Here is a 25,784-nt window from a genome sequence, read left to right on the forward strand (position 1 = left end):
ATGTCCCTGCAGCAGTACGCGGAAACCCACGAAGTGTTCAACCAGGTGCCGAGCCTCGATGGCGCCAACCTGTACCGCCTCGACCTGCCGCTGCAGGAGTGGACCCGGCGCTTCGGCGGCGGCTGGGCCGAGGACCAGCTGCATGCCTACGGCGCCCTGGCCGGCGGTCCGCTGATGCAGGCCGGCTTCCTGGCCAACGAGAACAAGCCGGTGTTCAAGAGCCACGACCGCTACGGCAACCGCGTCGACCTGGTGGAGTTCCACCCGGCCTACCACGAGCTGATGCGCACGGCCATCGAGCACGGCATTCCCTCGCTGCCCTGGCGTGACCCGCGCGAAGGCGCCCAAGTGGCCCGCGCCGCGCTGAACTACCTGCACAACCAGCCGGAGGCCGGCAACGCCTGCCCGCTGACCATGACCTACGCTGCCGTGCCGGCGCTCAAGCTGCAGCCGAACCTGGCCGAGATCTGGCTGCCGAAGATCCTCGCCACCCAGTACGACCCGCGCAACGTCGGTATCGAGCAGAAGGCCGGGGTCACCATCGGCATGGCCATGACCGAGAAGCAGGGCGGCACCGACGTGCGTGCCAACACCACCAGGGCCCATGCGGTCGGCATCCCCGGCCCGGGCCAGGCCTACGAGCTGGTCGGCCACAAGTGGTTCTGCTCGGCGCCGATGTGCGACGCCTTCCTCACCCTGGCCTACACCGACAAGGGCCTGAGCTGCTTCCTGCTGCCGCGCCATCGCCCGGACGGCACGCGTAACCAGTTCTACATCCAGCGCCTGAAGAACAAGCTGGGCAACTGGGCCAACGCCTCCAGCGAGGTGGAGTTCCGTGGTGCCCTGGCCTGGATGGTCGGCGAGGAAGGCCGCGGCGTGCCGACCATCATCGAGATGGTTGCGCTGACCCGCTTCGACTGCATGATCGGCTCCAGCAGCCTGATGCGTCAGGCCCTGACCCAGGCCGCGCACCACTGCGCGCACCGCAAGGTCGGCGGCCGCGTGCTGGCCGAGCAGCCGCTGATGCAGAACGTGCTGGCCGACCTGGCCTTGGAGAGCGAGGCCGCCCTGGCCCTGACCATGCGCATGGGCAAGGCGCTGGACAACCCGCACATTGATCAGGAAGACAAGTTCGCCCGCCTGGTCACCGCCATCGGCAAGTACTGGATCTGCAAACGCGCGCCCGCGATGATCAACGAGGCCCAGGAGTGCATGGGCGGCGCCGGCTATGTCGAGGAAACCATCCTCCCGAGGCTGTACCGCGAGGCGCCGGTCAACTCGATCTGGGAAGGCTCGGGCAACGTGCAGTGCCTGGACGTGCTTCGTGCCCTGTCCAAGGAAGCGGGGGTACTCGACGCGCTGTTCGCCGAGCTGGGCGACGGCCACGGCGACGCGCGCCTGAAGGCGCACATCGGCAAGCTGCAGGCCGACTTCCGCGACACCGCCGACATCCAGTACCGCGCCCGCCAGCTCACCGAGGACGTGGCCGTGGCCCTGCAGGCCAAGCTGCTGCTGGAGGCCGGCAACGCCACGGTGAGCGACGCCTTTATCGCCAGCCGCCTGGGCGAGGGTGGCCGGGTCTACGGCACCCTGCCGCGCGGCATCGACGCCGAGGCGCTGCTGGCGCGCAGCACCCCGCACCTCACCTGAGCCGGGGCAGCGCTCGCCGCGCCAGCGGCAGGGCGCCCAGGGCCGCCACCACGAACAGGCTGGCGGCCAGGCACAGGGCCAGCGGCAGGCCCTGCGGGCCGACGTCCATCAGCGCACCGCTGAGCAGCGGGCCGAGCAGGCTGCCGACACCCCAGAGCAGGCCGACGCAGGCATTGGCGGTGACCAGGTCGGGGCCGCGAAAGTGCTGGCCGATCAGCCAGGGCAGGGCCAGGCCCAGGGCTAGCGTCAGCACCCCGCAGCCCAGGTGCAGGGCGCGCCGGTCGAGGCGGTCGGACAGCCAGCCCAGCGGCACCTGGAACAGCATGTCGCCGGCCAGGATCACGCTGGCCATCAGCGCCGCCACGCCCACCGCCCAGCCATGGCCGCTGGCGTACACCGGGAACAGCGACAGCACCACCGCATCGAAGAAGGCGAAGAACAGCACGCCCAGGCACAGCGCCGGGGCCACGCGGACGAAGCCGAGCAGGGAGAAGCGCCGCGGCCCCGCCTCGGTCGGCTCCGACCAGGCGGCCGGCAGGCTGTGCCAGACCAGCGCCAAGGCCAGCAGGTTGGCCAGCACCACCAGCAGCGCCGGCCAGGCGCTCTGCGCACCGAACAGGCCGATCATCGCCGGGCCGCCCAGCTGGCAGCCGGTGAAGCAGGCGGCGTAGAGCGCGACGACCTGGCCGCGCCGGCGTTCGTCGCACAGCTCGTTGACCCAGGATTCGCCGAGGATCACCAGCACGCCCATGCCGATGCCCAGCAGCAGGCGCGCGCCGGCCAGCAGCGCCAGCGGCGGTTCGGTCGGCAGCAGCGCGGCAGTGCCCAGCAGGCACAGGGCGAAACAGGCCAGGTACAGCCGGCGCCCGCTGTAGCGTCGGCTCAGGCGGCCGACCAGCAGGGCGGCGAGGATCATGCCGGCCGCCGGCAGCGCCGAGAAAAGGCCGATCAGCAGGCTGCCGGAGCCGCTCGCGTGCAGGCGCAGGGCCACCAGCGGCAGACTGGTGCCCATGCTCAGGCCGACCACGGACACGGCGAAGATCAGAACGGCGAGAAGCCAGGAAGAACGCATCGAATACTCCCACCCGCCAGCACCTGGCGGGTCTTGCAAGCATGAAAGACGGCTGCCCGCGAGTGCGCGGGCGAGACGGGGTCGGGACTCTGCGCGGGGCAGAGGCGCGTTCAGGCGGCGGGGGGAGAGAAGGTGAAGGCGAACAGTACGCTGCGCCGGCGGCGTTGCAGGGCGTCACGCGGCCAGGTGCGCGCCAGCAGCCGCGGGTCGGGCTGGGCGGAGCAGGGCAGGTGGGCGAGCGACGACATGGCGGCGGTGGACGGCGTGATCTGTAGGGCGCGCAGTCTAGGACGGGGCCTGGCCGGGGTCAATGCGTGGCGGACGGGCTGTCTTTTGCCGGCGCATGGCGCTAAGGTGGCCGCCGATGGTTCCGCCCCTCGGGCGGATGAAAAGGGAACAGGGTGCGGCGCGTGTCGCCAATGCCCTGGCTGCCCCCGCAACTGTAAGCGGCGAACGACGCCCACACGCCACTGGCCCGAACGGCTGGGAAGGCGGGCGAAGTGCCAAGCCGCGAGCCAGGAGACCTGCCATCGCCTGCGGGCGTTCGCGCCCATTCCTCCATCCGAACCGTCGCGCGGTGGGCGCGACCAAGGAACCCTCATGCACATCGAACCCGACGTCGTTGCCGGCGCCAAGCTCTTCCTCAGTTATGCCACCGCCGCAGGCGCCTTCGCGCTCACGGCCAAGCTCGCCCGCGACAGCCTGCGCGACAATGGCGGGGCAGCTGCCCTGGCCCTGCGCAGCCTGCTCACCACGGCCCTGGTGTTCTGCTTCTTCGAGGTCCTGCCGCACCATCCGGTGGGCGTCTCGGAAGTCCACCTGATCCTCGGCTCGACCCTGCTGCTGCTGTTCGGCGCCGGCGCCGCGGCCATCGGCCTGGCCGCCGGCCTGCTGCTGCAGGGCCTGCTGTTCGCCCCGTTCGACCTGCCGCAGTACGGCATGAACGTCACCACCCTGCTGTTGCCGCTGTGGGGTATCCACCTGCTGGCCCGGCGCATCATCCCGGCGCGCACCGCCTATGTGGACACCAGCTACAGGCAGGCCCTGGCGCTGTCCACCGCCTACCAGGGCGGCATCGTCGCCTGGGTGGCCTTCTGGGCCTTCTACGGCAACGGCTTCTCCGCCGAGAATCTGCTGTCCGTCGGCAGCTTCGGCCTGGCCTACATGAGCGTGATCCTGCTCGAGCCGCTGATCGACCTGGGTGTGCTGGCCGCCGCCAAGACCCTGGCCCGCTACAGCCAGGGACCGCTGTTCAACGTGCGCCTGCACCAGCCGGCCTGAGGTCGTTCAGCGCCGCTGCCAGAGCATCTCGCCGGTGTTGCTCTCGGTCACCAGGAAGGGCGCGCGGAAGCGGTAGCGCGCCGCCGGCTGGTACTCGCGCGCGCCCTTCAGCTGCACCAGCAGCAGGCCCTGCTCGCTGCGCCAGCGCCCGCTGTACTGCAGCTCGCCGGGGCGGTCGTAGCTCCACTCGCTGCCGCCGCTGACGCTGCGGCGCCACTGGTCGATGCTGCCGTCGGCGCGGATGCGCAGGGTGGTCACGCTGCCCGGCCCGCCCAGCGCCGCATCGCCGTCCTGCTCGTAGACCCAGGTGCCGACCAGGCTCGGGTCGTGGTCGGGGTCGGCCGGCGGTGGCGGCGGGGCGACCCGCTGGAACAGGCCTTCGCGCACCAGCGTCGCGCCGCTGGCGGGGTCGCGCGCGGCCAGGCTGGCGGCGAGCATGTCGTTGGCGTAGTTGGCGTTCATGTTGGCCAGCACCTGGCCTGAATCCGCATCGCTGATCTGCGCCTGCAGCGCCTGGCCATCGAAGCTGCCGCTGAGGCGGAAGCTGCGGCTGCCCTCGCGGTATTCGCCCTCCACCCGCTGCTCCTGGCTGCGCAGGATCAGCTCGGTCGGCCGCTCGTCCAGCGTGCCCTGGTAGCGACCATCCAGCTCGGCGGCCAGGGCCGGGGCGGCAAGCAGCAGGCAGAGGATCGGCAGACGGCACACGGCGGCTCTCCTTGGCGGCGTTAGGACAAGCCTAGATGGCCCGCGCCGGGTTTGCCGGCGGCGGGCGCCGAGGCGCAAGATAGGGCCATCGCCACAGCCAGGAAGCTGCCCCGTGAGTGCTACCGATTTCGTCGTCGCCCGTACCGCCGAGGAGGCCGTCGAGCGCCTCGCCGAGCTGCATCGTCAGGCCAGCGGCGCGCTGAGCCTGGCGCTCAAGCTCTACCTCAAGGAACGCAGCCAGCCCGGCGAGGACGAGCGCGCGCTGTTCCGCTACCCCGAGCTGCGCCTGACCTACCACTGCCAGGGCGAGGTGCCGAGCAGCGTGCGCGCCTACGCCAAGGTGCAGGTGCCGGGCACCTACCGGGTCACCGTGACCCACCCGCAGGACTTTCGCGGCTACCTGCTGGACCAGCTGCGCCCGCTGATGGAGGACTTCACCGTCACCGTCGAGGTCGGCTTCAGCCAGCAGAACATTCCCTATCCCTATGTGGTCGAGCAGGGCGACGAGCTGGCCGGTTCCGGGGTGAGCGCCGCCGAGCTGGCGCGGGTGTTCCCCAGCACCGACCTGTCCGCCGCCACCGACTCGGTGGCCGACGGCCTGTACGACTGGGGCGACAGCGGCGACCTGCCGCTGGCGCTGTTCGACGCGGCGCGCACCGACTTCTCCCTGCGCCGCCTGGTGCACTACACCGGCAGCGACTGGCGTCACGTGCAGCCGTGGATCCTGCTGACCAATTACCACCGCTATGTCGACCAGTTCATCCGCCACGGCCTGGAGCAGCTGCGCGAGAACCCGCGCTTCGTGCGCATGGTGCTGCCGGGCAACGTGATCATCGAGCGCGGCACCTCGGAGGAGGATGCCCAGGCGGTGGCCGACGCGGTGGTCTGGCACCGCTACCAGATGCCGGCCTACCACCTGATCGCCGCCGACGGCCACGGCATCACCCTGGTCAACATCGGCGTCGGCCCGTCCAACGCCAAGAACATCACCGACCATCTGGCCGTGCTGCGCCCGCACTGCTGGCTGATGATCGGCCACTGCGGCGGCCTGCGCCAATCGCAGACCATCGGCGACTACGTGCTGGCCCACGCCTACATGCGCAGGGACGGCATACTGGACCGGGTGCTGCCGCCGCACATTCCCATCCCGGCCCTGGCCGAGGTGCAGCAGGCCCTGCAGGACGCGGCGGCACAGGTCACCGGCGAGCGTGGCGAGACTCTGAAGAAGCGCCTGCGCACCGGCACTGTGCTGACTTACGACGACCGCAACTGGGAGCTGCACTGGGCCCATGAGCGGCCGCTGATCAACCTGGCCCGCGCCGTGGCGGTGGACATGGAGAGCGGCACCATCGCCGCCCAGGGCTACCGCCTGCGCGTGCCCTACGGCACCCTGCTGTGCGTGTCGGACAAGCCGCTGCACAGCGAGATCAAGCTGCCCGGCTCGGCCACCGGCTTCTACCAGCGCGCGGTCAGCCAGCACCTGGCGATCGGTATCGCCGCCCTCGACCGCCTGCGCTGCCAGCTTGACTCGCTGCACTCGCGCAAGCTGCGCAGCTTCGACGAGCCGCCGTTCCGCTAAGGGCCACGGAGGCGCAACCCTAGCCCGGATGCAATCCGGGAAGCAGACAGCTCCGCTCCCGGATTGCATCCGGGCTACCCCAGCGCGATGTAGGTGAGCCGGGTCAGGCGCCGCGCAGGCGCAGATGCAGCAGTGGGAAGGGCCGGTCGGCGCCGTCCAGCGGCGAGCGGCCGATCCGCTCGAAGCCCTGGGCCAGGTAGAAGGCCACGGCGCCAGGGTTCTGTTCGTTGACGTCGACCAGGCGCACGCCGTCGTGCGCGATGGCGTGGCGCAGCAGGGCCTTGCCCAGGCCGCGGCCGTGCTGCGCCGGATCGACGAAGAGCATCTCCAGGCGGTCCTCGGCGGTGCCGCAGAAGCCCTGCAGCCGGCCCTGCTCGTCACGCAGGCAGGTCAGGCGCACCAGGTCGAAGTACTGCTCGGCGAGCATGCGCCGGTAGAACTGGATGTCCTCCTCGGCGAGGAAGTGGTGGGTGGCGCGCACCGCCGCCTCCCACACTTCCAGCAGGCGCGGCCGGTCGGTGCCGTCGACCGCGCCCAGGTGCCAGGTTGGGGCGCGGCGCCAGTGCAGCAGATCGCTCATCGGCTGGCGTCCAGCACCACCCGGTAGCGCGCCTTGCCGGCGCGCAGGTGGTCCAGTGCGGCGTTCACCTGGCTCATCGGGAAGTGCTCCACTTGCGGCAGGATCTGGTGGCGGGCGCAGAACTCGAGCATGGTCGCCATGCTCGACGGCGAGCCTACCGGCGAGCCGGACAGGCTCTTCTGCTGCGGAATCAGGCTGAACACGTGGGTGGGGATGGCGCTCGGCACTATGCCGACGAAATGCAGGCGGCCCTTGCCGCGCAGGGTGGCGAGCATCGCGTTCCAGTCCAGGTCGGCGCTGGCGGTGACCAGCAGGAAGTCGAGGGTGCCGGCGATGGCCTTGAGTGCCTTGCCGTCGGTGGACGCCACCACCTTGTGCGCGCCCAGGCGCATGGCTTCCTCCTGCTTGCTCAGCGAAGAGGTGAAGGCGGTGACCTCGCAGCCCCAGGCGTTGAGGAAGCGCAGGGCCAGGTGGCCGAGGCCGCCGATGCCGACCACGCCGACCCTATCGGTGGGCTTGACGTCGAACTCCTGCAGCGGGCTGAACACCGTGGAACCGGCGCAGAACAGCGGGCCGACCAGCGCCGGGTCGAGACCCGCCGGCAGCGGCACGGCCCAGGCCCAGTGCGCGCGCAGGCGATCGGCGAAGCCGCCGTGGCTGCCGACTATGGTCGGTTTCACCGTGCGACAGAGGTTGTGCGAGCCTTCCATGCACGAGCCGCAGTGCATGCAGCTGCCCTTGTACCAGCCGATGCCGACGCGCTGGCCGAGCTTGAGGCCGCGCACCTGCTCGCCGGCGCGGACGATGGTGCCGACCACCTCGTGGCCGGGGATGAAGGGATAGCGGGCGTTGCCCCACTCGTTGTCGATCATCGACTGGTCGGAGTGGCAGATGCCGCAGTACTCCACGGCCACCTCGACCTCCTCGGCGCCCAGCGGGCCGGGGTCATAGCTGTGGCGTTCGAGCGGCGCGCCCGGTGCGGTGGCGGCCCAGCCGGTGAAGGTGGCGAGTTCGGTACTCATGTGCGGCGTCCTCTGCAGTCGATGCGATGGCAGCAGCTTAGCCGGATGTGCGGCGCTGCGGCACATCATCAACGCGCTTGATGATGCTCGGTTAAACTGCGCGCTTTCCCTCAGTCGCGGAGCCCGCATGGCGCGCCCACCTCGTCCCTCCCAGCCCCGTCGTCCCGCCCCGCGCCGGGTGGCCAAGGCGCCGCCGGCCGAGCCGCGGCTGATCATGCTGAACAAGCCGTTCGACGTGCTCACCCAGTTCCAGGACGAACAGGGCCGCGCCACCCTCAAGGACTTCGTCGCCGTGCCCGGCGTCTACCCGGCCGGGCGCCTGGACCGCGACAGCGAGGGCCTGCTGCTGCTGACCAACGACGGCCGCCTGCAGGCGCAGATCGCCGATCCCAGGCACAAGCTGGCCAAGACCTACTGGGTACAGGTGGAGGGCGAGCCGAGCGAGGAGCAGCTGGCGCAGCTGCGTCAGGGCGTGCAGCTCAACGACGGCCCGACCCTGCCGGCCGAGGCGCGCCGCTTGGAGGAGCCGCAGCTGTGGGAGAGAAATCCGCCGGTGCGCTTTCGCAAGAGCGTGCCGACCGCCTGGCTGGAGCTGGTGATCCGCGAGGGACGCAACCGCCAGGTGCGGCGCATGACCGCCGCCGTGGGCCTGCCGACCCTGCGCCTGGTGCGGGTGCGCATCGGCCCCTGGAGCCTGGACGGGCTGCAGCCGGGCGAGTGGCGTGAGCTGGAGCCCAGGCTGCGCTGAGGTTCGCTCAGTAGCCGGCCTTGATCACGCTGATGCCTTTGTTCAGCACCTCGCGCCAGGCACTGCGGGTGCTTTCGTTGAACTGGCGGTCGTGGCCGGAAACGGTCAGCAGCAGGGCGTCCAGCCACAGGTCGTAGAGTTCCGGGCGAATGTCCAGGCGGCCTCGCGAGTGGCTCTCGCCCAGGGCGCGCAGCTTGCTGTCGGACATGCCGCGCGCGTACATCACCAGGTTGAGGATGCCCTGGCGCAGGAGCAGCTTCTGCGCCGGCATGTCGGTTTCGGCGAATTTGGCGCGGATCTGCGACGAGCTGTCGAGGAAGGTGCGGTAGAAATCATCGAAGAAGGTGGGGCTGGCGCAGCAGCGTCCATAGCTCTGCATCACCAGGTCGGCGGGGCTCATGCTGACTCCTGAAAAGGGCGGAAGGCAGCGTGCCAGACGCTGCCGTGGGTGAGTCAGACGCTGCTGGCGCGGGTGGCGACACCCTCAGCCGTGGATGCCGCGGGCCATCTCGATGATGTAGGTGATGATCGGCTTGGCCAGGAAGGCGAACAGGCACAGGCCCAGGCCGAGGAACAGGATGGCGGTGCCGAGGCGGCCGGCCTTGGACTTCTTCGCCAGGTCCCAGATGATGAAGGCCATGAACACCATCAGCCCGCCGACCAGGACGTACATCATCAGGGCTTCGAACTGTTCGGTTTCCATGGCGACCTCGGGGCAGAAAAGCGGGTCGCGATTATACGCGCCGGCGCTGCCCGCGCAGTAGACCCAGGCCTGCGGCGATCAGCCGCGCAGGTGCTCCAGGGGCAGCTCGGTACTGGACAGCACCTGGTTGAGCACGAAGCTGGAGCGCACGCTGGTGACGCCCTCGATGCGGGTCAGCTGGCCGAGGAGGAATTTCTGGTAGTGGTCCATGTCCGGCACCACCACCTTGAGCTGGTAGTCGGCGTCCATCCCGGTCACCAGGCTGCATTCCAGCACCTCCGGGCACTGGCGGATCACCGCCTGGAAGTGCTCGAAGCGTTCCGGGGTGTGGCGGTCCATGCCGATCAGGACGAAGGCGGTGAGCGACAGGCCGAGTTTCTTGCGGTCCAGCAGGGCGACCTGGCGCAGGATATAGCCATCGTCCTCCAGTTGCTTGACCCGCCGCGAGCAGGGCGACGGCGACAGGCCGATGCGCTCGGCCAGCTCCTGGTTGGAGATGCGCGCATCGCGCTGCAGTTCGGCGAGGATGCGCAGGTCGTAGCGGTCCAGTTTGTTCATGGTGCGGCTTCTTTGTGTTCTGATTGCGCAGATCAATTTATCAGTGATTGAAAATTGCGCAAGAAGGCTTGTTGTCAGCAATATTCGCAATCATTAGGTATGTCTGGCTGGTTAAGCTTTCCCTCAGTTTCATGGCCCGGACGACACGTCCAACCGCGCCGCCCAATCAGGCGCCGCGGCGCCGGCGACCCTACCGGGTCGTGCAGGCTCCCGGGTCCGCACCGCCCAACCAGGCGGGCGAGGAAAGCGGCGACACGATCGCCTGTGCCGGACACGAAAAAGGGGAGGCCTGGTGCCTCCCCTTTTTCTTGCCCGCGAATCAGGCCAGACCGCTCAGGCGCAGCAGCCACCAGGCGAGGATCAGCATCTGCGCCAGCAGGCCGGCGAAACGCAGCCAGACCAGCAGCGGGCTGGTGCCGATCAGGTGCATCGCCGACTGGAACAGGCGCGCGCCCAGTAGCACCAGCGCCAGCGGGTCGGTCAGCGCGGTCTGCCCGGCGTGCATGGCGTAGAGCAGCACGGCGGCCTGCAGCGGCAGGTTCTCCAGGCAGTTGGCGTGGGCGCGCACCAGGCGCTGGCCGAAGGCGCTCGGCGTGTTGCTGCCGTCCGGGGCGAAGGCGTTGACCTTCATCCGTCCACCCAGCACCAGCAGGCCGCGTTGGTTGATGATCAGGAACACCAGCAGCAGCGGCCAGGCGACCAGGCCGAGCAGGGCGATGGCGGAGGGGGAAAGATTCATGGCGGCACCTCGTGTTGTTGTTATGCCGCGCAGTCTAGGACTATTAGAGTAATTGCTCTAGTTCATTCTTGAGGCTGCCCCCGATGCATCTTTACCCAGGTTTTACTCTGCCTGGCGCGGCGATCGGGGAGGCTGGCGCCAGGATTTTCTGGATGCTCCCTCATGCGCCAAACCCTGGTGATCGCCGATATCTGCCTGCTCCTGTTGCTCGGCCTGACGCCGCTGCTTCCCTGGCCGTCAGCCGGGGACGACTTCGCTCGGGTCGGCGTGCACCAGCACCTCGGCGCGCGGGAACTCGGCGCGGATGGCCTGCTCGACCTGCACGCACAGCTCATTGGCCTGGCGCAGGCTGAGCTCGCTCGGTAGTTCCACATGCAGCTGGACGAACCAGTGGGTGCCGGAGATCCGTGTGCGCAGGTCATGGGTGCCGAGCACGCCGGGCACGCCGCAGGCCAGCAGGTGCATGCGCTCGCTCAGCTCCGGGGCCAATGCCTGGTCCATCAGCACCGCCACTGCCTCGCGCACGATGCTGATGGCGCTCCACAGGATGTAGGCGGCAATCCCTAAGCCGAACAGCGGGTCCAGGCGCTGCCAGCCGAGGCCGGCCAGCACCAGGGCGAGCAGGATGCCGCTGTTGAGCAGCAGGTCGGAGCGGTAGTGCAGGGAGTCGGCGCGCACCGCCGTGGAGCCGGTGACGCGCACCACGTGGCGCTGGAACAGCAGCAGGGCGACCGTCATGGCCAGCGACAGCAGCATCACCGCGATGCCCAGCGCCTGGGCGCCGAGCGGCTGTGGGTGTTGCAGGCGCTCGATGGCTTGCAGCGCCACCAGCACCGCGCTGGCGCCGACGAACAGCGCCTGCGCCAGGCCGGCCAGGGCCTCGGCCTTGCCGTGGCCGTAGCGATGGTCCTCGTCGGCCGGGCGCAGGGCGTAGTGCACGGCGATCAGGTTGAGCAGCGAGGCGGCGCCGTCCAGCAGCGAGTCGGTGAGACCGGCGAGCAGGCTCACCGAGCCGCTCAGCCACCAGGCCACGGCCTTGGCCAGGGCCAGCAGCAGGGCGGTGGCGAGCGCCGCCCGGGTGGCCAGGCGCATCAGGTGCGCATGTTGCGGCAGTGGCGTCATGGCAGCTCGGGCAGGGCGTAGATGTAGTCCAGCACCGGCGCCGGGCGGCCCATCGCGGTCAGCGCGGCGCTGATCTGGCCGCGATGGTGGGTGCCGTGGTTGACCAGGTGGGTGACGATCTCCAGGCGCGAGCGCTGTTGCGCCTCGCCGGCCATGTTGCGGTAGGCGACCGGGGCCAGCAGCTCGACGTCGACCAGTCCTTCCAGGTGGTCGCGCCAGGCGGCGACGCCGGCCTCCAGGTAGTTCTCCAGCGCGGCGCGCTCGGCCACCGCCTCGGCATCCAGGCGGGCGAACGGCTGCGCCTCGTCGCGCACCCGCGCCAGCCAGATGCGGTCGGCCACCGCCAGATGGTTGAGGGTGGCGTGGATGCTGCCGAAGAACAGCCCGCAGGGCGCGCGGTACTGCTCCTCGTCCAGGCTCGTCAGCTCGCCGAGCAGGCGCGCATAGGCCCAGCCGTGATAGGCCAGCAGGCGCTGCAGGTGAGTGGCGAGATGCTGCATCAGGCCTCCGCGCGCAGGCCGTAGGCGGCCAGCTGCTCGATGCTGCCACTGTGCTGGATCAGGCGCGGATCGTCCAGCGGCAGGTCCAGGCCGATCTCCTGCTGCAGGATGGCCTTGAGTCGCGCATGGTCGATGCGTCCGTCGCTGCCCAGGGCTTCGCGCAGTTTCTCCGGGGCGACGCTGTACTGGTCGCTCGGCAGGTAGATGGCGCCGGTGGCGAAGTCGATGCCGAAGGCGATCAGCCCGGGGATCACGTAGAACAGGATGCCGACGGCGTTGAGGCCGGCCACCAGCGGGTCGATGCGACCTTCGATCTGGCCGCGGCGGTCGGGGAAGAACAGGGTGCCGCAGGCGGTCAGCTGGGTGACCAGGGAGAGGGCGACGACACTGCCGATGATGCGGGTCTTGCTGGGCATAAGCACCTCCGAAAAATGAGGGCGGCACTATAGCAAGGCCGCCATTGCAGTTGGATGCGCGGGCGCCGTCGCGGTTCGTATAATCGCCGGCCAACCGGAGAAGCCATGAACCGCCTGCCCATCGACGACGTACTGCCCGCCCTGCGCGCCGCCCTGGCCGAACGCCACGAGGCCGTGCTGGAGGCGCCGCCCGGCGCCGGCAAGACCACCCGCGTGCCGCTGGCCCTGCTGCACGAGCCCTGGCTCGCCGGGCAGCGCATCCTCATGCTGGAGCCGCGCCGGCTGGCCGCGCGCGCCGCTGCCGAGCGCCTGGCCAGCGAGCTGGGCGAGCAGGTCGGCGAGACGGTGGGCTACCGCATCCGCCTGGACAGCAAGGTCGGCCCGAAGACCCGCATCGATGTGGTCACCGAAGGCATCCTCGCCCGCCGCCTGCAGGACGACCCGGCGCTGGAGGGCGTCGGCCTGGTGATCTTCGACGAATTCCACGAGCGCAGCCTGGATGCCGACCTGGCCCTGGCGCTGACGCTGAACGGCCGCGAGCTGCTGCGTGACGAGCCGCTCAAGGTGCTGCTGATGTCCGCGACCCTGGAGGGTGAGCGCCTGTCCGTGCTGCTCGGTGACGCGCCGGTGGTCTCCAGCCAGGGCCGCATGCACCCGGTAGAGACGCGCTGGGGCGCGCCCTGGCAGCCGGGCGAACGCATCGAGGCGCGGGTGGTGCAGACGGTGCTGCAGGCCCTGGCCGACGAGCCGGGCAGCCTGCTGGTGTTCCTCCCCGGCCAGGCGGAGATCCGCCGGGTGCATGAGCAGCTGCAGGAGAGCCTGGGCCAGCGCCCCGAGGTGCTGCTCTGCCCCCTGCATAGCGAGCTGGAGCTGTCTGCCCAGCGCGCGGCCATCGAGCCGGCTCCGGCCGGCCAGCGCAAGGTGGTGCTGGCCACCAACATCGCCGAGACCAGCCTGACCATCGACGGCGTGCGCGTGGTGGTGGACGCGGGTCTCGCGCGGGTGCCGCGCTTCGACCCGGCCAGCGGCATGACCCGCCTGGATACCCAGCGCATCTCCCGCGCCTCGGCCACCCAGCGCGCCGGCCGCGCCGGGCGCCTGGAGCCGGGCGTGTGTTATCGGCTGTGGTCGCAGAGCCAGCACGAGCAGCTGGCCGCCTATGGTGCCGCGGAAATCCTCCAGGCTGACCTGGCCGGCCTGGCCATGCAGTTGGCGCGCTGGGGCGTGCAGCCGGGCGAACTGGCCTGGCTCGATGCGCCGCCGGCCGCCGCCTTCGCCCAGGGCCGCGACCTGCTGGCGCGCCTCGGCGCTCTGGATGCACGCGGCGCGCTGACGGCCCACGGCCAGGCCATGGCCGAGCTGCCGGCGCATCCGCGCATCGCCCACCTGCTGCTGCGCGGCCAGGCCCTCGGCCTCGGCGCGCTGGCGGCGGACCTCGCCGCGCTGCTGTCCGAGCGCGATATCCTGCGCGGCGGCGGCGCCGACCTGCACAGCCGCATGAGCCTGCTGTCCGGCGAGTCGCGCGCCGTCGGCGGCGCGCGCGGCGGCGTGCAGCGCGCGCGGCAGCTGGCCCGGCAGTTTCGTTCCTATCTGCGTGGCGCGCCGAGTGAGGCGGTGGCCGATCCCGAGCATCCGTGCTGGCTCGGCGCGCTGCTGGCTTTCGCCTACCCGGATCGGGTCGCCCGCCAGCGCAAGGCCGGTGGTGGCGACTACCGCCTGGCCAACGGCCGCGCCGCGCAGTTCGGCGAGGCGGATGCACTGATGAAGCACGAGTGGCTGGTGATCGCCGATCTCGGCAGCCGCCAGGGCCAGCGCGAGGAGCGCATCTACCTGGCCGCCGACCTCGACCCGGCGCTGTTCGACGCGGTGCTGGCCGAGCAGGTGAGCGTGCGCGAGGAGCTGGAATGGGACGAGCGCGAGGGCGTGCTGCGCGCCGAGCGCCAGCGTCGGGTCGGCGAGCTGGTGCTCAGCCGCGAGGCGCTGAGCGGCCTGGACGAGGCCACGCGCGGCCGCGCGCTGCTCGGCCTGGTGCGGCGCAAGGGTCTGGAGCTATTGCCCTGGACCCCGGAGCTGCGCCAGTGGCAGGCACGGGTGGCGCTGCTGCGGAGCCTGGATCTAAAGCAGAAGGGTGAGAGCGAGTGGCCGGACCTGTCCGACACTGCGCTGCTGGCGACCCTGGAGGACTGGTTGCTGCCATTCTTAAGCAAGGTCAGCCGCCTCAGCCATTTCGCCAATCTGGACATGCCGGGCATGCTCGCCGGCCTGCTGCCCTGGCCGCTGCCGCAGCGTCTGGACGAGCTGGCGCCGCGGCACCTGCAGGTGCCGTCCGGCTCGCGCATCGCCATCGATTACTCTGAGTCGCCGCCGGTGCTGGCGGTGCGCCTGCAGGAGCTGTTCGGCCTGGCCGCCACCCCGCGCATCGCCGGCGGCCGCCAGGGCGTGCTGCTGCATCTGTTGTCGCCGGCGCGCCGTCCGGTGCAGGTGACCCAGGACCTGGCCAGCTTCTGGGCCAACACCTATGCCGAGGTGAAGAAGGACCTCAAGGGTCGCTACCCCAAGCACTACTGGCCGGACGATCCGCTGGTGGCCGAGCCGACGGCGCGGGCCAAGCCGCGCGGCACCTAATCCAGCGCGAGGTCTTCGCCGGCCGCGCGCAGTTCCTCGTAGGCGCGGTCCAGGGCCTCCAGCAGCTCGGCGCTGCCGGCGGCGCTGCGCGAGGCGATCAGGCGCAGCTGCAGGTTCTGCAGTTCGGTGTAGGGCAGCTCTGTCAGGCCCAGGGTGCGGCTGGCCTGGCGCACCGGGTCCTGGTAGTCGAGCAGGTAGTCGCCGCGTTGGCGCAGCAGCATCTCCAGGGCCGACAGGTGGCTGCTGGTGCGGTGCAGGCGCAGTTCCAGGCTGCGGTCGGCGAGCAGCCGGTTCACCGCCGGCCAGTAGCTGTAGCCACTGATCAGGATGATGCCGCGGCCATGCAGATCGTCGGGAATCCGCGGTGCCGGCTGTCCCGGCCGGGCGTACAGGGCCAGCTTGATCTCGCCGATGGCGTTGCGCGCCTCGAAGGTGTGACCGTCCAGCTCGGTCTTGCCGCCGGCGCCTGGCCACAGCTGCACGCTGCCATCGCGCAGGCCGGCGTACAGGCGGGCGTTGGGCAGCGAGCGGTATTGGCCGCGATAGCCGGCATGGCGCAGCAGGCGTTCGGTGAGGACGAGGATGGAGCCGCGTGGCAGGCCGTGCTCGTCGGTCCAGGAGTAGGGGGGAATTCGTAGTAGCCGACGCTGATGGCCGGCTCCGGCGCCTGTTGCGCCTGGGCAGGGGCGCAGCACAGCCACGCCAGCAGGACAGTGAGAAGGGTCTTGCGCATCGGGTACCGCGCGGCTGATGCCGTCTTGTTGTGCGTTTTCACCCGAGCATGGCGAGCTAGGGGCGCTTTGTCCAGCCTGACGGCTATGCTCAATCCAGTCGGATGGTTGGCCGTGGGGGGGCTTATGTATCGCAAGGTGTTCGCCAGCAAGGTTTTCGAGCGCAAGGTGGTGCTGATCACCGGGGGCTGCGCCGGCATCGGCCGCGCCCTGGCCATGCGCTTCGCCCAGGCCGGGGCGCGTCTGGTCATCCTCGACCTGCAGCGCGATGGGCTGGACAGCCTGGTGCAGCACCTGAGCGATCATCACAACTGCGAGGCGCTCGGCCTGGTCTGCGACGTGGCCGATGCGCAGGCGGTGCAGCGCGCCGTGGCGCAGGCACTGGAGCGTTTCGGTGGCATCGACGTGCTGGTCAACAACGCCGGCATCACTCATCGCAGCACTTTCGCCGAGACCGAGATGGCGGTGTTCCAGCGCATCATGGCGGTCAACTACTTCGGCGCCGTGCACTGCACCAAGGCGGCGCTGCCCAGCCTGATCGCCCGGCGCGGCCAGGTGGTGGTGCTCAGCTCGCTGTCCGGCTTCGCCCCGCTGCTCTACCGCAGCGCCTACAACGCCAGCAAGCACGCCCTGCACGGCCTGTTCGAGACGCTGCGCGCCGAGCTCAAGGGCTCGGGGGTCAACGTCATGCTGGTGTGCCCCGGCTTCACCGCCACCGACCTGCGCAAGAACGCCCTGGTCGGCGATGGTTCGGTGAGTCAGCAGCCGCCGCTGGCCATCGGCAAGGTGGCCTCGGCCCAGGACGTGGCCGAGGCCATCTACCGTGGCGCGCTCAGGCGCCGGCGCCTGCTGGTGCTGTCCAACGTCAACTGGCGGGCACGCCTGCTGGCGCGCTTCTTCCCGCGCCTGTTCGAGCGGGTGCTGCTGCCGCGCCTGTCCGGGCTCAAGCCGGGCAGCGTGCCGCGCTGAACTCAGTGGCTGTGCGGTTCGACGTACAGCTCGTAGACCAGCTCCATGTCCCAGTAGGCCGCCTCGATCTTGTGCCCGTCGAGGTCGCGGACGAAGCAGCCGTAGTAGGGCTCGCCGTAGTGCGGGCGCGGCCCGGGCGGGCCGTCCGGGCTGGCGCCGGCGGCCAGGGCGGCGTCATAGAAGGCGTGCACCGCCTGCTTGTCCGCGGCGACGAAGCCGAAGTGGGTGCCATTGCCGACATTCGCCGGCTGGCCGTCGATCGGCGTCTGTACCCAGAATTCCGGGTATTCGCGGCCCCAGGCCACGGCACCGGGGTGCTCGAGGATGCGCTTGCAGCCGAGGGTGGCCAGGACCTTGTCGTAGAAGGCCACGGCCCGTTCGAACTGATTGGTGCCAATGGACACGTGCGAGAGGATGCTCGGATTCTGTTCGGACATGGAGATCTTCCCTGGGGTTACGGAAGTCCCAAGCCTAGCAAAGGCACGGAGGATTTCCTGTCGATCGGGTCAACTGCTGTGGCTGTCCTCGGTCGGCTGCTGGCTGCACAGCATGAAGCAGCGGAACAGCACCACGGTGGAGAACAGCTGGAGGAAGCCGTTGACGATGTCCAGCAGCAGGCTGCCAACCGGGTCGGGCTGCTCGCCGAGCAGTTGCAGGGTCCAGTCGTCCAGCAGCCACAGCGGCACTATGACCAGCAGCACGCAGGCCAGCAGCGACCAGAAGTGGCCGATGCTGAGCAGGAAGCTCTCGCGCATCGCCTGTAGCGGCGCCAGGCCGCGCAGCACCAGCAGGTATTCGGAGAAGGCCAGCTTGACCATCAGGTACAGGGCCAGCGGCAGAAACAGCGCGCCGCCGAGCATGATCAGCAGGGTGCTCAGCCCGGCCAGCACGGCGAACGACGGCCACAGCGGCAGGCTGGCGGCCAGCAGGTTGCGCGTGGCCGGGCGCTGGCCCTGGCTGCGCGCATCGAGAAACAGGATCAGCGCCGCGCTGTACAGCGGGTAGAAGAACAGCCCGACCAGCAGCTCGTAGGCTGGCGAGTGGGCCGGGTCGACCAGGCTGGCGACCAGGGCGCGCACCAGACACTCGGCGGCGATCAGCGGCAGGCACAGCGGGGCGATGCTGGCCAGGTGGCGGCTGAAGAAGTGCAGGGCATCGCGCAGAACGGTCAACGGATTCATCGGCAGGCATCGCGGCAGTACTACTGGATTCACTTTAGCCGATGGCCGGGGGCGACGAACATGCCGGTCTTTCGCATAATGCCGCTCCCTTCGCCTGGCCACGCCCCGTGAAAAGAATCGCCCTGTTCGCCGATGTGCAGAACCTCTACTACACCGTGCGCCAGGCCCATGGCTGCCACTTCCACTATGCCGAGCTGTGGCGCCAGGTGGCGGCCCGGGGCGAGATAGTCGAGGCGCGTGCCTACGCCATCGACCGTGGTGACGCCAGGCAGCGCCAGTTCCAGCAGATCCTGCGCAACCTCGGTTTCGAGGTGCTGCTCAAGCCCTACATCCAGCGCAGCGACGGCTCGGCCAAGGGCGACTGGGATGTCGGCATCGCCCTGGATGTGATGGATGCCGCCGAGCGGGTGGACGAGGTGGTGCTGGCCTCCGGCGACGGCGACTTCGACCTGCTGCTGCAGCGCGCGCGCCCGTCATGGGGTGCTCTGCAGCGTGTATGGCGTCGAGGGCCTCACCGCGCATTCCCTGATCCGCGCCGCCGACCGCTTCGTGCCAGTCGCCGGCGACCTGTTGCTGAAGAACTGAGGACAACCGATGGCAGATCGCATCGCCGTGATCGACTTCGAGACCACCGGCATGTCGCCGGCCCAGGGCGCGCGACCGACCGAGATCGGCGTGGCCATGATCGAGGACGGGCGCATCGTCGCCCGCTACCAGAGCCTGATGAATGCCGGTGCCTGGGTGCCGCCCTTCATCGAGCAGCTCACTGGCATCAGCAACGCCATGGTGCGCAGCGCGCCGCCAGTGGCGCAGGTGATGGCGGAGGCGGCCGAGTTCATCGGCGAGGCGCCGCTGCTGGCGCATAACGCGGCGTTCGACAGCAAGTTCTGGGATGCCGAGCTGGGCCTGCTGGGGCGTCGCCGCAGCCGTGACTTCGCCTGTTCGCTGCTGCTGTCGCGGCGCCTGCTGCCCGAGGCGCCGAGCCACAAGCTGGGCAACCTCAACCGCTGGGTCGGGCTGCCCAGCACTGGCCAGGCCCACCGCGCGCTGGCCGATGCCGAGATGGCGGCCAACCTGACGCTGCACCTGCAGGCGTTGCTGTGGGAGCGCCACGACATCCGCGCCGATCACGACTACCTGTGCGGGCTGCAGAAGCTTTCGGCGGCCAAGGTGCGGGCGTTGCTGCGGGCCAGCGTTTAAGCAGGCGTGTTTGGCCCTGCAGGGGAGTGACTGGAGTGGGGAGGAAGCCGATCTCGGCGGTCCTGAAACGAAACGCCCCGGCTTGGCCGGGGCGTTTGTCTGTCAGTGGTGCTCGCGGGTGGCGCGGAAGGTGATGTCCGGCCAGCGCTCTTCCATCAGGCTCAGGTTGACCCGGGTCGGTGCCAGGTAGGTGAGGTGGCCGCCGCCATCCACCGCCAGGTTCTCGAAGGCCTTGTCCTTGAACTCCTTGAGCTTCTTCTCGTCGCTGCACTCGATCCAGCGCGCCGACCAGACGTTGATCGCCTCGTAGGCACACTCGACCTTGTATTCCTCCTTGAGGCGGCTGGCGACCACATCGAACTGCAGCACACCGACGGCGCCGAGGATGATGTCGTTGTTGCGCTCGGGGAAGAACACCTGGGTCGCGCCTTCCTCGGCCAGTTCCTGCAGGCCCTGGCGCAGCTGCTTGGATTTCAGTGGGTCCTTCAGGCGCACGCGGCGGAACAGTTCCGGGGCGAAGTGGGGGATGCCGGTGAAGCCCAGCACCTCGCCTTCGGTGAAGGTGTCGCCGATCTGGATGGTGCCGTGGTTGTGCAGGCCGATGATGTCGCCGGCATAGGCCTCTTCCAGCTGCTCGCGCTCGCTGGAGAAGAAGGTCAGGGCGTCGGCGATCTTCAGGTCCTTCTTGATGCGCACATGGCGCATCTTCATGCCCTTCTCGTACTTGCCCGAGCAGATGCGCATGAAGGCGATGCGGTCGCGGTGCTTGGGGTCCATGTTCGCCTGGATCTTGAATACGAAGCCGCTGAACTTCTCTTCCACCGGCTCCACCACGCGCTCGTGGGCGGCGCGCGACAGCGGCTGAGGGGCCCAGTCGACGATGCAGTCGAGCACCTGGTCGACGCCGAAGTTGCCCAGCGCGGTGCCGAAGAACACCGGGGTCATCTCGCCCTTGAGGAAGGCGGCCTGGTCGAACTCGTGGCAGGCGCCCTGGACCAGTTCCAGTTCCTCGATGAAGCGCTCGTACATGTCGCCCAGGTGGGCGCGCGCCTCGTCGGAGTCCAGCTTGTTGATCACCTTCTGCTCGGTGCGCTCGTGGCCGTGGCCCGGCACGTAGACGATGATCTTGTCCTCGTGCAGGTGGTACACGCCCTTGAAGTCGCGGTAGCAGCCGATCGGCCAGGTGATCGGCGCCGCCTTGATCTTCAGCACCGCCTCGATCTCGTCGAGCAGTTCGATCGGGTCGCGGATGTCGCGGTCGAGCTTGTTGATGAAGCTCACAATGGGCGTGTCGCGCAGGCGGCACACTTCCATCAGGGCGATGGTGCGCGGCTCCACGCCCTTGCCGCCGTCGAGCACCATCAGCGCCGAGTCCACCGCGGTCAGGGTGCGGTAGGTGTCTTCCGAGAAGTCTTCGTGGCCGGGGGTGTCGAGCAGGTTGACCATGTGCTCGCGGTAGGGGAACTGCATCACCGAGGTGGTGATGGAGATGCCGCGCTGCTTTTCCATCTCCATCCAGTCGGAGGTGGCATGGCGGTCGGACTTGCGCGACTTCACCGTACCGGCGACCTCGATCGCCTTGCCCATCAGCAGCAGCTTCTCGGTGATGGTGGTCTTACCGGCGTCGGGGTGGGAAATGATCGCGAACGTGCGGCGTTTGGCGACTTCTGCGGCCTGGATGCTCATGGCGGAAAACCTGTCGACTCGGTCGTCGGAGTGTCAAAAAAGGCGGCGATTATACCGGTAATGGCCGGGGCCTGTTCCCGTTTCGTCGCGGCCGCGCCAGGCCTGGGTTTGTGCAGCATTTCTGACGTTTTGTTGAGTATCGAAAACATTCAATCAGGCAGGCGACAACCGGGTGCAAAACGGCGGCATTTTCCGGTTGATCTGCGGGGCTCATGGTCCTAAAGTTCGCGCCCGAACGCTCATGCTGGAAACGATCCATCCGGCTCAAGTACTGACGACGAGAGGCTGCCCGCTGCGGGGAGTCATCGGCGACATGCCTTGGGAAGTAGGCGAACCAAAGTGGGGAAACTGATCAGGCGTTCGCGGTTCTCATCGAGAACCACTCCCTCTTTTCTATAACGTGTTTTGCCATTTGGAGTCCCGAGCATGTCGATCAAGGTCGAAGACTATTTCGCACCCGAAACTTTCAAGCGCATGAAGGCGTTTGCCGACCAGCAGGAAACCCCCTTCGTCGTCATCGACAAGCAGACCATCGCCGACTCCTACGATCAGCTGGTCAGCTGCTTCCCCTTCGCCAAGATCTACTACGCGGTGAAGGCCAACCCGGCCAGCGAGATCACCGAGCTGCTGCGCGACAAGGGCTCCAACTTCGACATCGCCTCCATCTACGAGCTGGACAAGGTGATGAAGGCCGGCGTCGGCCCTGAGCGCATCAGCTACGGCAACACCATCAAGAAGGCCCGCGACATCCGCTACTTCTATGACAAGGGCGTGCGCCTGTTTGCCACCGACTCCGAGGCCGACCTGCGCAACATCGCCAAGGCCGCGCCGGGCGCCAAGATCTATGTGCGCATCCTCACCGAAGGTTCGACCAGCGCCGACTGGCCGTTGTCGCGCAAGTTTGGTTGCAACCCGGACATGGCCCTGGACCTGCTGATCCTGGCCAAGCAGCTTGGCCTGGTGCCCTATGGCGTGTCCTTCCACGTTGGCAGCCAGCAGCGCGATATCGACGTGTGGGACGCCGCCATCGCCAAGGTCAAGGTCATCTTCGAGCGCCTCAAGGAAGAAGACGGCATCACCCTGCAGATGATCAACATGGGTGGCGGCTTCCCGGCCAACTACATCCAGCGCACCAACAGCCTGGAGACCTACGCCGAGGAGATCATCCGTTTCCTCAAGGAAGACTTCGGCGACGATCTGCCGGAGATCATCCTCGAACCGGGCCGTTCGCTGATCGCCAACGCCGGCATCCTGGTCAGCGAAGTGGTGCTGGTGGCGCGCAAGTCGCGCACCGCCGTGGAGCGCTGGGTCTACACCGACGTGGGCAAGTTCAGCGGCCTGATCGAAACCATGGATGAGTCCATCAAGTTCCCGATCTGGACCGAGAAGAAGGGCGAGGCCGAGGAAGTGGTGATCGCCGGTCCGACCTGCGACAGCGCCGACATCATGTACGAGAACTACAAGTACGGCCTGCCGCTCAACCTGGCCGCCGAGGATCGTCTGTACTGGCTGTCCACCGGTGCCTACACCACCAGCTACAGCGCCGTGGAGTTCAACGGCTTCCCTCCGTTGAAGGCTTTCTACATCTAAGTGGCAGCGCACTGAACGAACCCCGCCCCGGCGGGGTTTTGTTTATGTGGGAGCGGTGGTTGCACTCGTCGCCTTTATTGGCCATAACCGACAGATGAACAGAATCCTCCTCAACTGCGACATGGGCGAAAGCTTCGGCGCCTGGCGCATGGGCGACGACGAACACGCCATGCCGCTGGTCGACCAGGCCAACCTGGCTTGCGGCTTCCACGCCGGCGACCCACTGATCATGCAGCGCAGCGTGACGCTGGCGGTGCAGCACGGGGTGAGCATCGGCGCGCATCCGTCCTACCCCGACCTGCAGGGCTTCGGCCGCCGCCATCTGTCCTGTTCCCCGGAAGAGGTCACGGCCCTGGTGCTCTACCAGCTCGGCGCGCTGGATGCCTTCTGCCGCGCCGCCGGTACCCAGCTGGCCTACGTCAAGCCGCATGGCGCCCTGTACAACGATCTGGTGCGCGACGACGCGCTGTTCGAGGCGGTGCTGGCCGCCTGCGCCGCCTACCGACCCGGCCTGCCGCTGATGGTTCTGGCGCTGGCCGACAACGGCCGCGAACGTCGACTGGCCGAGGCCGCGGGCGTACCGCTGCTGTTCGAGGCCTTCGCCGACCGCGCCTACCTGGCCGACGGCCAGTTGGCGCCGCGGCGCCTGGCCGGTGCCGTCCACCACGAGCCGCAGCGCATCCTCGACCAGGCGCTGGCCATCGCCGCCGGCGAACCCTTCGCCGATATCGACGGCAAGCCCCTGCGGCTGCGCGCCGACAGCCTCTGCGTGCACGGCGACAACGCCGAGTCGCTGGCCGTGCTGCGCCGCCTGCGGGCCCAGCTGGACGCCCTGTGATCCGGTTTGAACCGGCCGGCGCCGAGGCGCTGCTGCTGGTGCTGGCCGAGGTGCCGGATGCCGAGCTGTCGCTGCGCATTGCCGCCCTGGCCGCGCGCATCCGCGTCGAGTTCGGCGAACTGCTGACCGACCTGGTGCCGGGCTGGACCACCTTGCTGCTGCACTACGACCTGCTGCGCACCGACCACCTGCAACTGGCCGAGCGCCTGGCTCCCCTGCTGGAGGCCTGGCTGGTCGAGCCGGCGCCAGCCTCTGCCGCGCGCCTGCACGAGATCCCGGTGTGGTACGCCGGCGCGGACCTGGCCAGCGTGGCGCAGGCCTGCCGGCTGTCCATCGCCGAGGTCATCGAACTGCACAGCGCCGGCGAGTACCGGGTCGGTGCCATCGGTTTCGCTCCTGGCTTCGCCTACCTGGGCGAGCTGAGCGAACGTCTGGCCTTGCCGCGCCTGGCGACGCCCCGCACAGGTGTGCCGGCCGGCAGCCTGGGCATCGCCGAGCGCCAGACCGCTATTTATCCCCAGGCCTCGCCCGGTGGCTGGCACCTGCTCGGTCTCTGTCCCTGGAAACTGTTCGATGTGCGGCGCACGCCGCCCTGCCCGCTGGCCCTGGGCGACCGCGTGCGCTTCGTTCCGATCGACGAAGCGCGCTATCACCGCGAGCTCGGCACATGAGCGGGCTGCGTGTGCTCAGGCCGGGGCCGCTGAGCCTGCTGCAGGATGCGGGGCGCGTCGGGTGGCAGCACCTGGGGGTGTCGCCCAGCGGTGTGCAGGACGGCCATGCCGCGGCCTGGGCCAATCGTCTGCTGGGCAATGCCTGGGGCACGCCGCTGCTGGAGATCGCCCTGGGCGGCGTGGAGCTGTGCGCCGAGGCCGAGGTGTGGCTGGCGCTGGCCGGTGCCGAGGCCCGGGGCGAAGTCGATGGCCGGGTTGTGCCGAACTGGTCGCGCTTCGCCCTGAGGGTGGGGCAGTGCCTGAAGATCGGCTTCGCCGCTAGCGGCCAGTACCTCTACCTGGCGGCGGCCGGAGGCTTCGCCGCCGAGCCGGTGCTGGGCAGTATCAGCACGCAGGTGCGCGAGGGGCTGGGCGGGCTCGATGGCGCGGGCGCCGCGCTGGTCGAGGGTGATCTGCTGGTTTGCGCCGGCGGGACCTTTGCCCGTGCCGCCAGCGTGCCCTGGCCCTATCGCCCGGACTACCGGGCCGCGCCCCTGCTGCGGGTGATCACCGGCGGTGATGCGGTGGCGTTCAGCGAGCCCGCGCTGGCCACCTTTTTCGAGCAGGTCTGGCAGCTCGCCCCGCAGTCCGACCGCATGGGGGCGCGCCTGCTCGGCGAGCCACTGCGGCCGCCCGCTCGGCAATGGTCTCTGGGCGTGAGTCGCGGCGCGATCCAGGTGCCGCCGGATGGCCAGCCGATCATCCTGCAGGCCGACCGCCAGACCATGGGCGGCTACCCCATCCTCGGCTGGCTGCACCCGCTGGACCAGTGGCGCCTGGCGCAATGCCCGGCGCAGCAGCCACTGCGCTTCACCCAGGTCAGCGTGAGCGACGCGCAGGCCGAGCTGCGCCAGTTCTACCGTTTCTTCAGAGGCTGAGCCCCAGAAAAGGCGAAGGCGCCACGGTGGGCGCCTTCTGGCTTGCGAGCTGTGCACACGTCATTGCTTGCTGGCTCCCGACTCCATGCTGGTTGCTCAGGCGATGCTGCTGCCAGTGCGGTCGAAACCATCGGCGGCGATCTTGTCACCGACGCGTTCGGAACCGTCTTCGGCCACGGCGCTACCGGTGCTGTCGAAGCCGTCTTCGGCGATGTAGCTGCCGGTACGATCGAAGCCATCGGCGGCGATCTTGTCACCGACGCGTTCGGAACCGTCTTCGGCCACGGCGCTACCGGTGCTGTCGAAGCCGTCTTCGGCGATGTAGCTGCCGGTACGATCGAAGCCATCGGCGGCGATCTTGTCACCGACGCGTTCGGAACCATCTTCGGCCACGGCGCTACCGGTGCGGCTGAAGCCGTCTTCGGCGATGTAGCTGCCGGTGCGGTCGAAACCATCGGCGGCGATCTTGTCGCCGACGCGCTCGGAACCGTCTGCAGCTACGGCGCTGCCGGTGCGGTCGAAGCCATCGGCGGCGAAGGTGATGCCGCTGGCGGCAAAGGTGGAGAGGAGAAGGGCGGTGAGGATCTGCTTTTTCATTTTGGGTGGCTCCGTATTTGGGGCTGAATGTTGACTACGGGGCCCATGTTACCCAGGTAAATTCGATTAAAAAGTCGAGAGTGAAAATGATGGATATCGACAAG

General features: G+C 68.9%; 28 protein-coding genes, 1 pseudogene and 1 riboswitch. Of the genes and pseudogenes, 12 read left to right on the forward strand and 17 right to left on the reverse strand.

What is annotated here, in order from left to right; translation table 11 throughout:
• Positions 1-1,650, forward strand: a complete 1,650-nt coding sequence (locus AAG092_RS14735; RefSeq protein WP_373387257.1) for an acyl-CoA dehydrogenase family protein — start codon at positions 1-3, stop codon at positions 1,648-1,650.
• On the opposite strand, the gene AAG092_RS14740 is transcribed toward AAG092_RS14735, so the two are convergent.
• Positions 1,643-2,722 carry an MFS transporter gene (locus AAG092_RS14740; protein ID WP_373387258.1) on the reverse strand — a complete coding sequence of 360 codons (1,080 nt, stop codon included), beginning with the start codon at positions 2,720-2,722 and terminating at the stop codon, positions 1,643-1,645. The genes AAG092_RS14735 and AAG092_RS14740 overlap by 8 nt on opposite strands.
• A 110-nt stretch (positions 2,723-2,832) precedes the next feature.
• A complete protein-coding gene (locus AAG092_RS14745; protein WP_181418818.1) occupies positions 2,833-2,970 on the reverse strand; it encodes a hypothetical protein in 138 nt (45 codons plus the stop codon).
• A 100-nt stretch (positions 2,971-3,070) separates the two neighbouring features.
• Positions 3,071-3,269: riboswitch (cobalamin riboswitch) on the forward strand.
• A gap of 53 nt (positions 3,270-3,322) precedes the next feature.
• On the opposite strand from AAG092_RS14745, the gene AAG092_RS14750 reads away from it, so the two are divergent.
• On the forward strand, positions 3,323-4,003 hold the full coding sequence (locus tag AAG092_RS14750) for an energy-coupling factor ABC transporter permease (RefSeq protein WP_373387259.1): 681 nt from the start codon (positions 3,323-3,325) through the stop codon (positions 4,001-4,003).
• Positions 4,004-4,009: 6 nt separating this feature from the next.
• On the opposite strand, the gene AAG092_RS14755 is transcribed toward AAG092_RS14750, so the two are convergent.
• A complete protein-coding gene (locus tag AAG092_RS14755; RefSeq protein ID WP_373387260.1) occupies positions 4,010-4,708 on the reverse strand; it encodes a hypothetical protein in 699 nt (232 codons plus the stop codon).
• Between the two features lie 112 nt (positions 4,709-4,820).
• On the opposite strand from AAG092_RS14755, the gene amn reads away from it, so the two are divergent.
• A complete protein-coding gene (gene amn / locus AAG092_RS14760; protein WP_373387261.1) occupies positions 4,821-6,287 on the forward strand; it encodes an AMP nucleosidase in 1,467 nt (488 codons plus the stop codon).
• A 103-nt stretch (positions 6,288-6,390) separates the two neighbouring features.
• Here amn and AAG092_RS14765 read toward each other — a convergent pair whose 3' ends face one another.
• Positions 6,391-6,867, reverse strand: coding sequence for a GNAT family N-acetyltransferase (locus tag AAG092_RS14765; protein WP_373387262.1), 477 nt, complete (start codon positions 6,865-6,867; stop codon positions 6,391-6,393).
• Positions 6,864-7,889, reverse strand: coding sequence for an NAD(P)-dependent alcohol dehydrogenase (locus AAG092_RS14770; RefSeq protein WP_373387263.1), 1,026 nt, complete (start codon positions 7,887-7,889; stop codon positions 6,864-6,866). The genes AAG092_RS14765 and AAG092_RS14770 overlap by 4 nt, the downstream gene beginning before the upstream one ends.
• Positions 7,890-8,067: 178 nt before the next feature.
• Between AAG092_RS14770 and AAG092_RS14775 the strand changes: the two genes are divergently transcribed.
• Positions 8,068-8,637, forward strand: a complete 570-nt coding sequence (locus AAG092_RS14775; RefSeq protein ID WP_373389601.1) for a pseudouridine synthase — start codon at positions 8,068-8,070, stop codon at positions 8,635-8,637.
• 7 nt (positions 8,638-8,644) lie between these two features.
• Here the strand turns inward: AAG092_RS14775 and AAG092_RS14780 are convergent, their stop codons facing one another.
• The 7 genes from AAG092_RS14780 to AAG092_RS14810 all read right to left on the reverse strand — a co-directional run bounded on the left by AAG092_RS14780 (position 8,645) and on the right by AAG092_RS14810 (position 12,675).
• Positions 8,645-9,037, reverse strand: coding sequence for a globin (locus AAG092_RS14780; protein WP_373387264.1), 393 nt, complete (start codon positions 9,035-9,037; stop codon positions 8,645-8,647).
• A gap of 84 nt (positions 9,038-9,121) precedes the next feature.
• Positions 9,122-9,340 carry a DUF2788 domain-containing protein gene (locus AAG092_RS14785; RefSeq protein WP_076428312.1) on the reverse strand — a complete coding sequence of 73 codons (219 nt, stop codon included), beginning with the start codon at positions 9,338-9,340 and terminating at the stop codon, positions 9,122-9,124.
• Positions 9,341-9,418: 78 nt separating this feature from the next.
• Positions 9,419-9,898, reverse strand: a complete 480-nt coding sequence (locus tag AAG092_RS14790; protein ID WP_110683770.1) for an Lrp/AsnC family transcriptional regulator — start codon at positions 9,896-9,898, stop codon at positions 9,419-9,421.
• 319 nt (positions 9,899-10,217) lie between these two features.
• On the reverse strand, positions 10,218-10,637 hold the full coding sequence (locus AAG092_RS14795; RefSeq protein WP_373387265.1) for an MAPEG family protein: 420 nt from the start codon (positions 10,635-10,637) through the stop codon (positions 10,218-10,220).
• Positions 10,638-10,874: 237 nt separating this feature from the next.
• Positions 10,875-11,759, reverse strand: a complete 885-nt coding sequence (locus AAG092_RS14800) for a cation diffusion facilitator family transporter (protein WP_373387266.1) — start codon at positions 11,757-11,759, stop codon at positions 10,875-10,877.
• The gene (locus tag AAG092_RS14805; protein WP_373387267.1) at positions 11,756-12,259 is read right to left on the reverse strand and encodes a DinB family protein; all 504 of its coding nucleotides are present in this window, start codon (positions 12,257-12,259) and stop codon (positions 11,756-11,758) included. The genes AAG092_RS14800 and AAG092_RS14805 overlap by 4 nt, the downstream gene beginning before the upstream one ends.
• On the reverse strand, positions 12,259-12,675 hold the full coding sequence (locus tag AAG092_RS14810) for a polyribonucleotide nucleotidyltransferase (RefSeq protein ID WP_110683774.1): 417 nt from the start codon (positions 12,673-12,675) through the stop codon (positions 12,259-12,261). Before AAG092_RS14810 ends, AAG092_RS14805 begins: the two co-directional genes overlap by 1 nt.
• Positions 12,676-12,780: 105 nt before the next feature.
• On the opposite strand from AAG092_RS14810, the gene hrpB reads away from it, so the two are divergent.
• Positions 12,781-15,300, forward strand: a complete 2,520-nt coding sequence (gene hrpB, locus AAG092_RS14815; RefSeq protein WP_373387268.1) for an ATP-dependent helicase HrpB — start codon at positions 12,781-12,783, stop codon at positions 15,298-15,300.
• On the opposite strand, the gene AAG092_RS14820 is transcribed toward hrpB, so the two are convergent.
• Positions 15,297-16,001, reverse strand: coding sequence for a bifunctional lytic transglycosylase/amino acid ABC transporter substrate-binding protein (locus tag AAG092_RS14820; RefSeq protein ID WP_373387269.1), 705 nt, complete (start codon positions 15,999-16,001; stop codon positions 15,297-15,299). The genes hrpB and AAG092_RS14820 overlap by 4 nt on opposite strands.
• Before the next feature lie 156 nt (positions 16,002-16,157).
• On the opposite strand from AAG092_RS14820, the gene AAG092_RS14825 reads away from it, so the two are divergent.
• On the forward strand, positions 16,158-17,000 hold the full coding sequence (locus AAG092_RS14825) for an SDR family oxidoreductase (RefSeq protein WP_373387270.1): 843 nt from the start codon (positions 16,158-16,160) through the stop codon (positions 16,998-17,000).
• A 2-nt stretch (positions 17,001-17,002) separates the two neighbouring features.
• Here AAG092_RS14825 and AAG092_RS14830 read toward each other — a convergent pair whose 3' ends face one another.
• Complete coding sequence (locus AAG092_RS14830; protein ID WP_373387271.1) at positions 17,003-17,437, reverse strand: VOC family protein; 435 nt, start codon at positions 17,435-17,437, stop codon at positions 17,003-17,005.
• Positions 17,438-17,506: 69 nt separating this feature from the next.
• Positions 17,507-18,181 (reverse strand): hypothetical protein, encoded by a 675-nt coding sequence (locus AAG092_RS14835; protein ID WP_110683779.1) that lies wholly within the window; start codon positions 18,179-18,181, stop codon positions 17,507-17,509.
• Positions 18,182-18,288: 107 nt separating this feature from the next.
• On the opposite strand from AAG092_RS14835, the pseudogene AAG092_RS14840 reads away from it, so the two are divergent.
• Positions 18,289-18,766: pseudogene (locus AAG092_RS14840) on the forward strand (NYN domain-containing protein).
• 9 nt (positions 18,767-18,775) lie between these two features.
• A complete protein-coding gene (locus AAG092_RS14845; RefSeq protein WP_373387272.1) occupies positions 18,776-19,381 on the forward strand; it encodes a PolC-type DNA polymerase III in 606 nt (201 codons plus the stop codon).
• 102 nt (positions 19,382-19,483) lie between these two features.
• On the opposite strand, the gene AAG092_RS14850 is transcribed toward AAG092_RS14845, so the two are convergent.
• On the reverse strand, positions 19,484-21,067 hold the full coding sequence (locus AAG092_RS14850; protein WP_373387273.1) for a peptide chain release factor 3: 1,584 nt from the start codon (positions 21,065-21,067) through the stop codon (positions 19,484-19,486).
• A gap of 426 nt (positions 21,068-21,493) precedes the next feature.
• Between AAG092_RS14850 and AAG092_RS14855 the strand changes: the two genes are divergently transcribed.
• The 4 genes from AAG092_RS14855 to AAG092_RS14870 all read left to right on the forward strand — a co-directional run bounded on the left by AAG092_RS14855 (position 21,494) and on the right by AAG092_RS14870 (position 25,083).
• Positions 21,494-22,657 (forward strand): type III PLP-dependent enzyme, encoded by a 1,164-nt coding sequence (locus AAG092_RS14855; RefSeq protein ID WP_110683781.1) that lies wholly within the window; start codon positions 21,494-21,496, stop codon positions 22,655-22,657.
• Positions 22,658-22,751: 94 nt separating this feature from the next.
• The gene (locus AAG092_RS14860) at positions 22,752-23,495 is read left to right on the forward strand and encodes a 5-oxoprolinase subunit PxpA (RefSeq protein WP_373387274.1); all 744 of its coding nucleotides are present in this window, start codon (positions 22,752-22,754) and stop codon (positions 23,493-23,495) included.
• On the forward strand, positions 23,492-24,166 hold the full coding sequence (gene pxpB, locus AAG092_RS14865) for a 5-oxoprolinase subunit PxpB (protein ID WP_373387275.1): 675 nt from the start codon (positions 23,492-23,494) through the stop codon (positions 24,164-24,166). Before AAG092_RS14860 ends, pxpB begins: the two co-directional genes overlap by 4 nt.
• Positions 24,163-25,083 (forward strand): biotin-dependent carboxyltransferase family protein, encoded by a 921-nt coding sequence (locus tag AAG092_RS14870; RefSeq protein ID WP_373387276.1) that lies wholly within the window; start codon positions 24,163-24,165, stop codon positions 25,081-25,083. The genes pxpB and AAG092_RS14870 overlap by 4 nt, the downstream gene beginning before the upstream one ends.
• Before the next feature lie 96 nt (positions 25,084-25,179).
• Here the strand turns inward: AAG092_RS14870 and AAG092_RS14875 are convergent, their stop codons facing one another.
• Positions 25,180-25,680, reverse strand: a complete 501-nt coding sequence (locus AAG092_RS14875) for a heme utilization protein (RefSeq protein ID WP_373387277.1) — start codon at positions 25,678-25,680, stop codon at positions 25,180-25,182.
• Positions 25,681-25,784 lie beyond the last annotated feature (104 nt).

It is taken from the genome of Pseudomonas alcaligenes (assembly GCF_041729615.1).
Lineage (GTDB): Bacteria > Pseudomonadota > Gammaproteobacteria > Pseudomonadales > Pseudomonadaceae > Aquipseudomonas > Aquipseudomonas alcaligenes_B.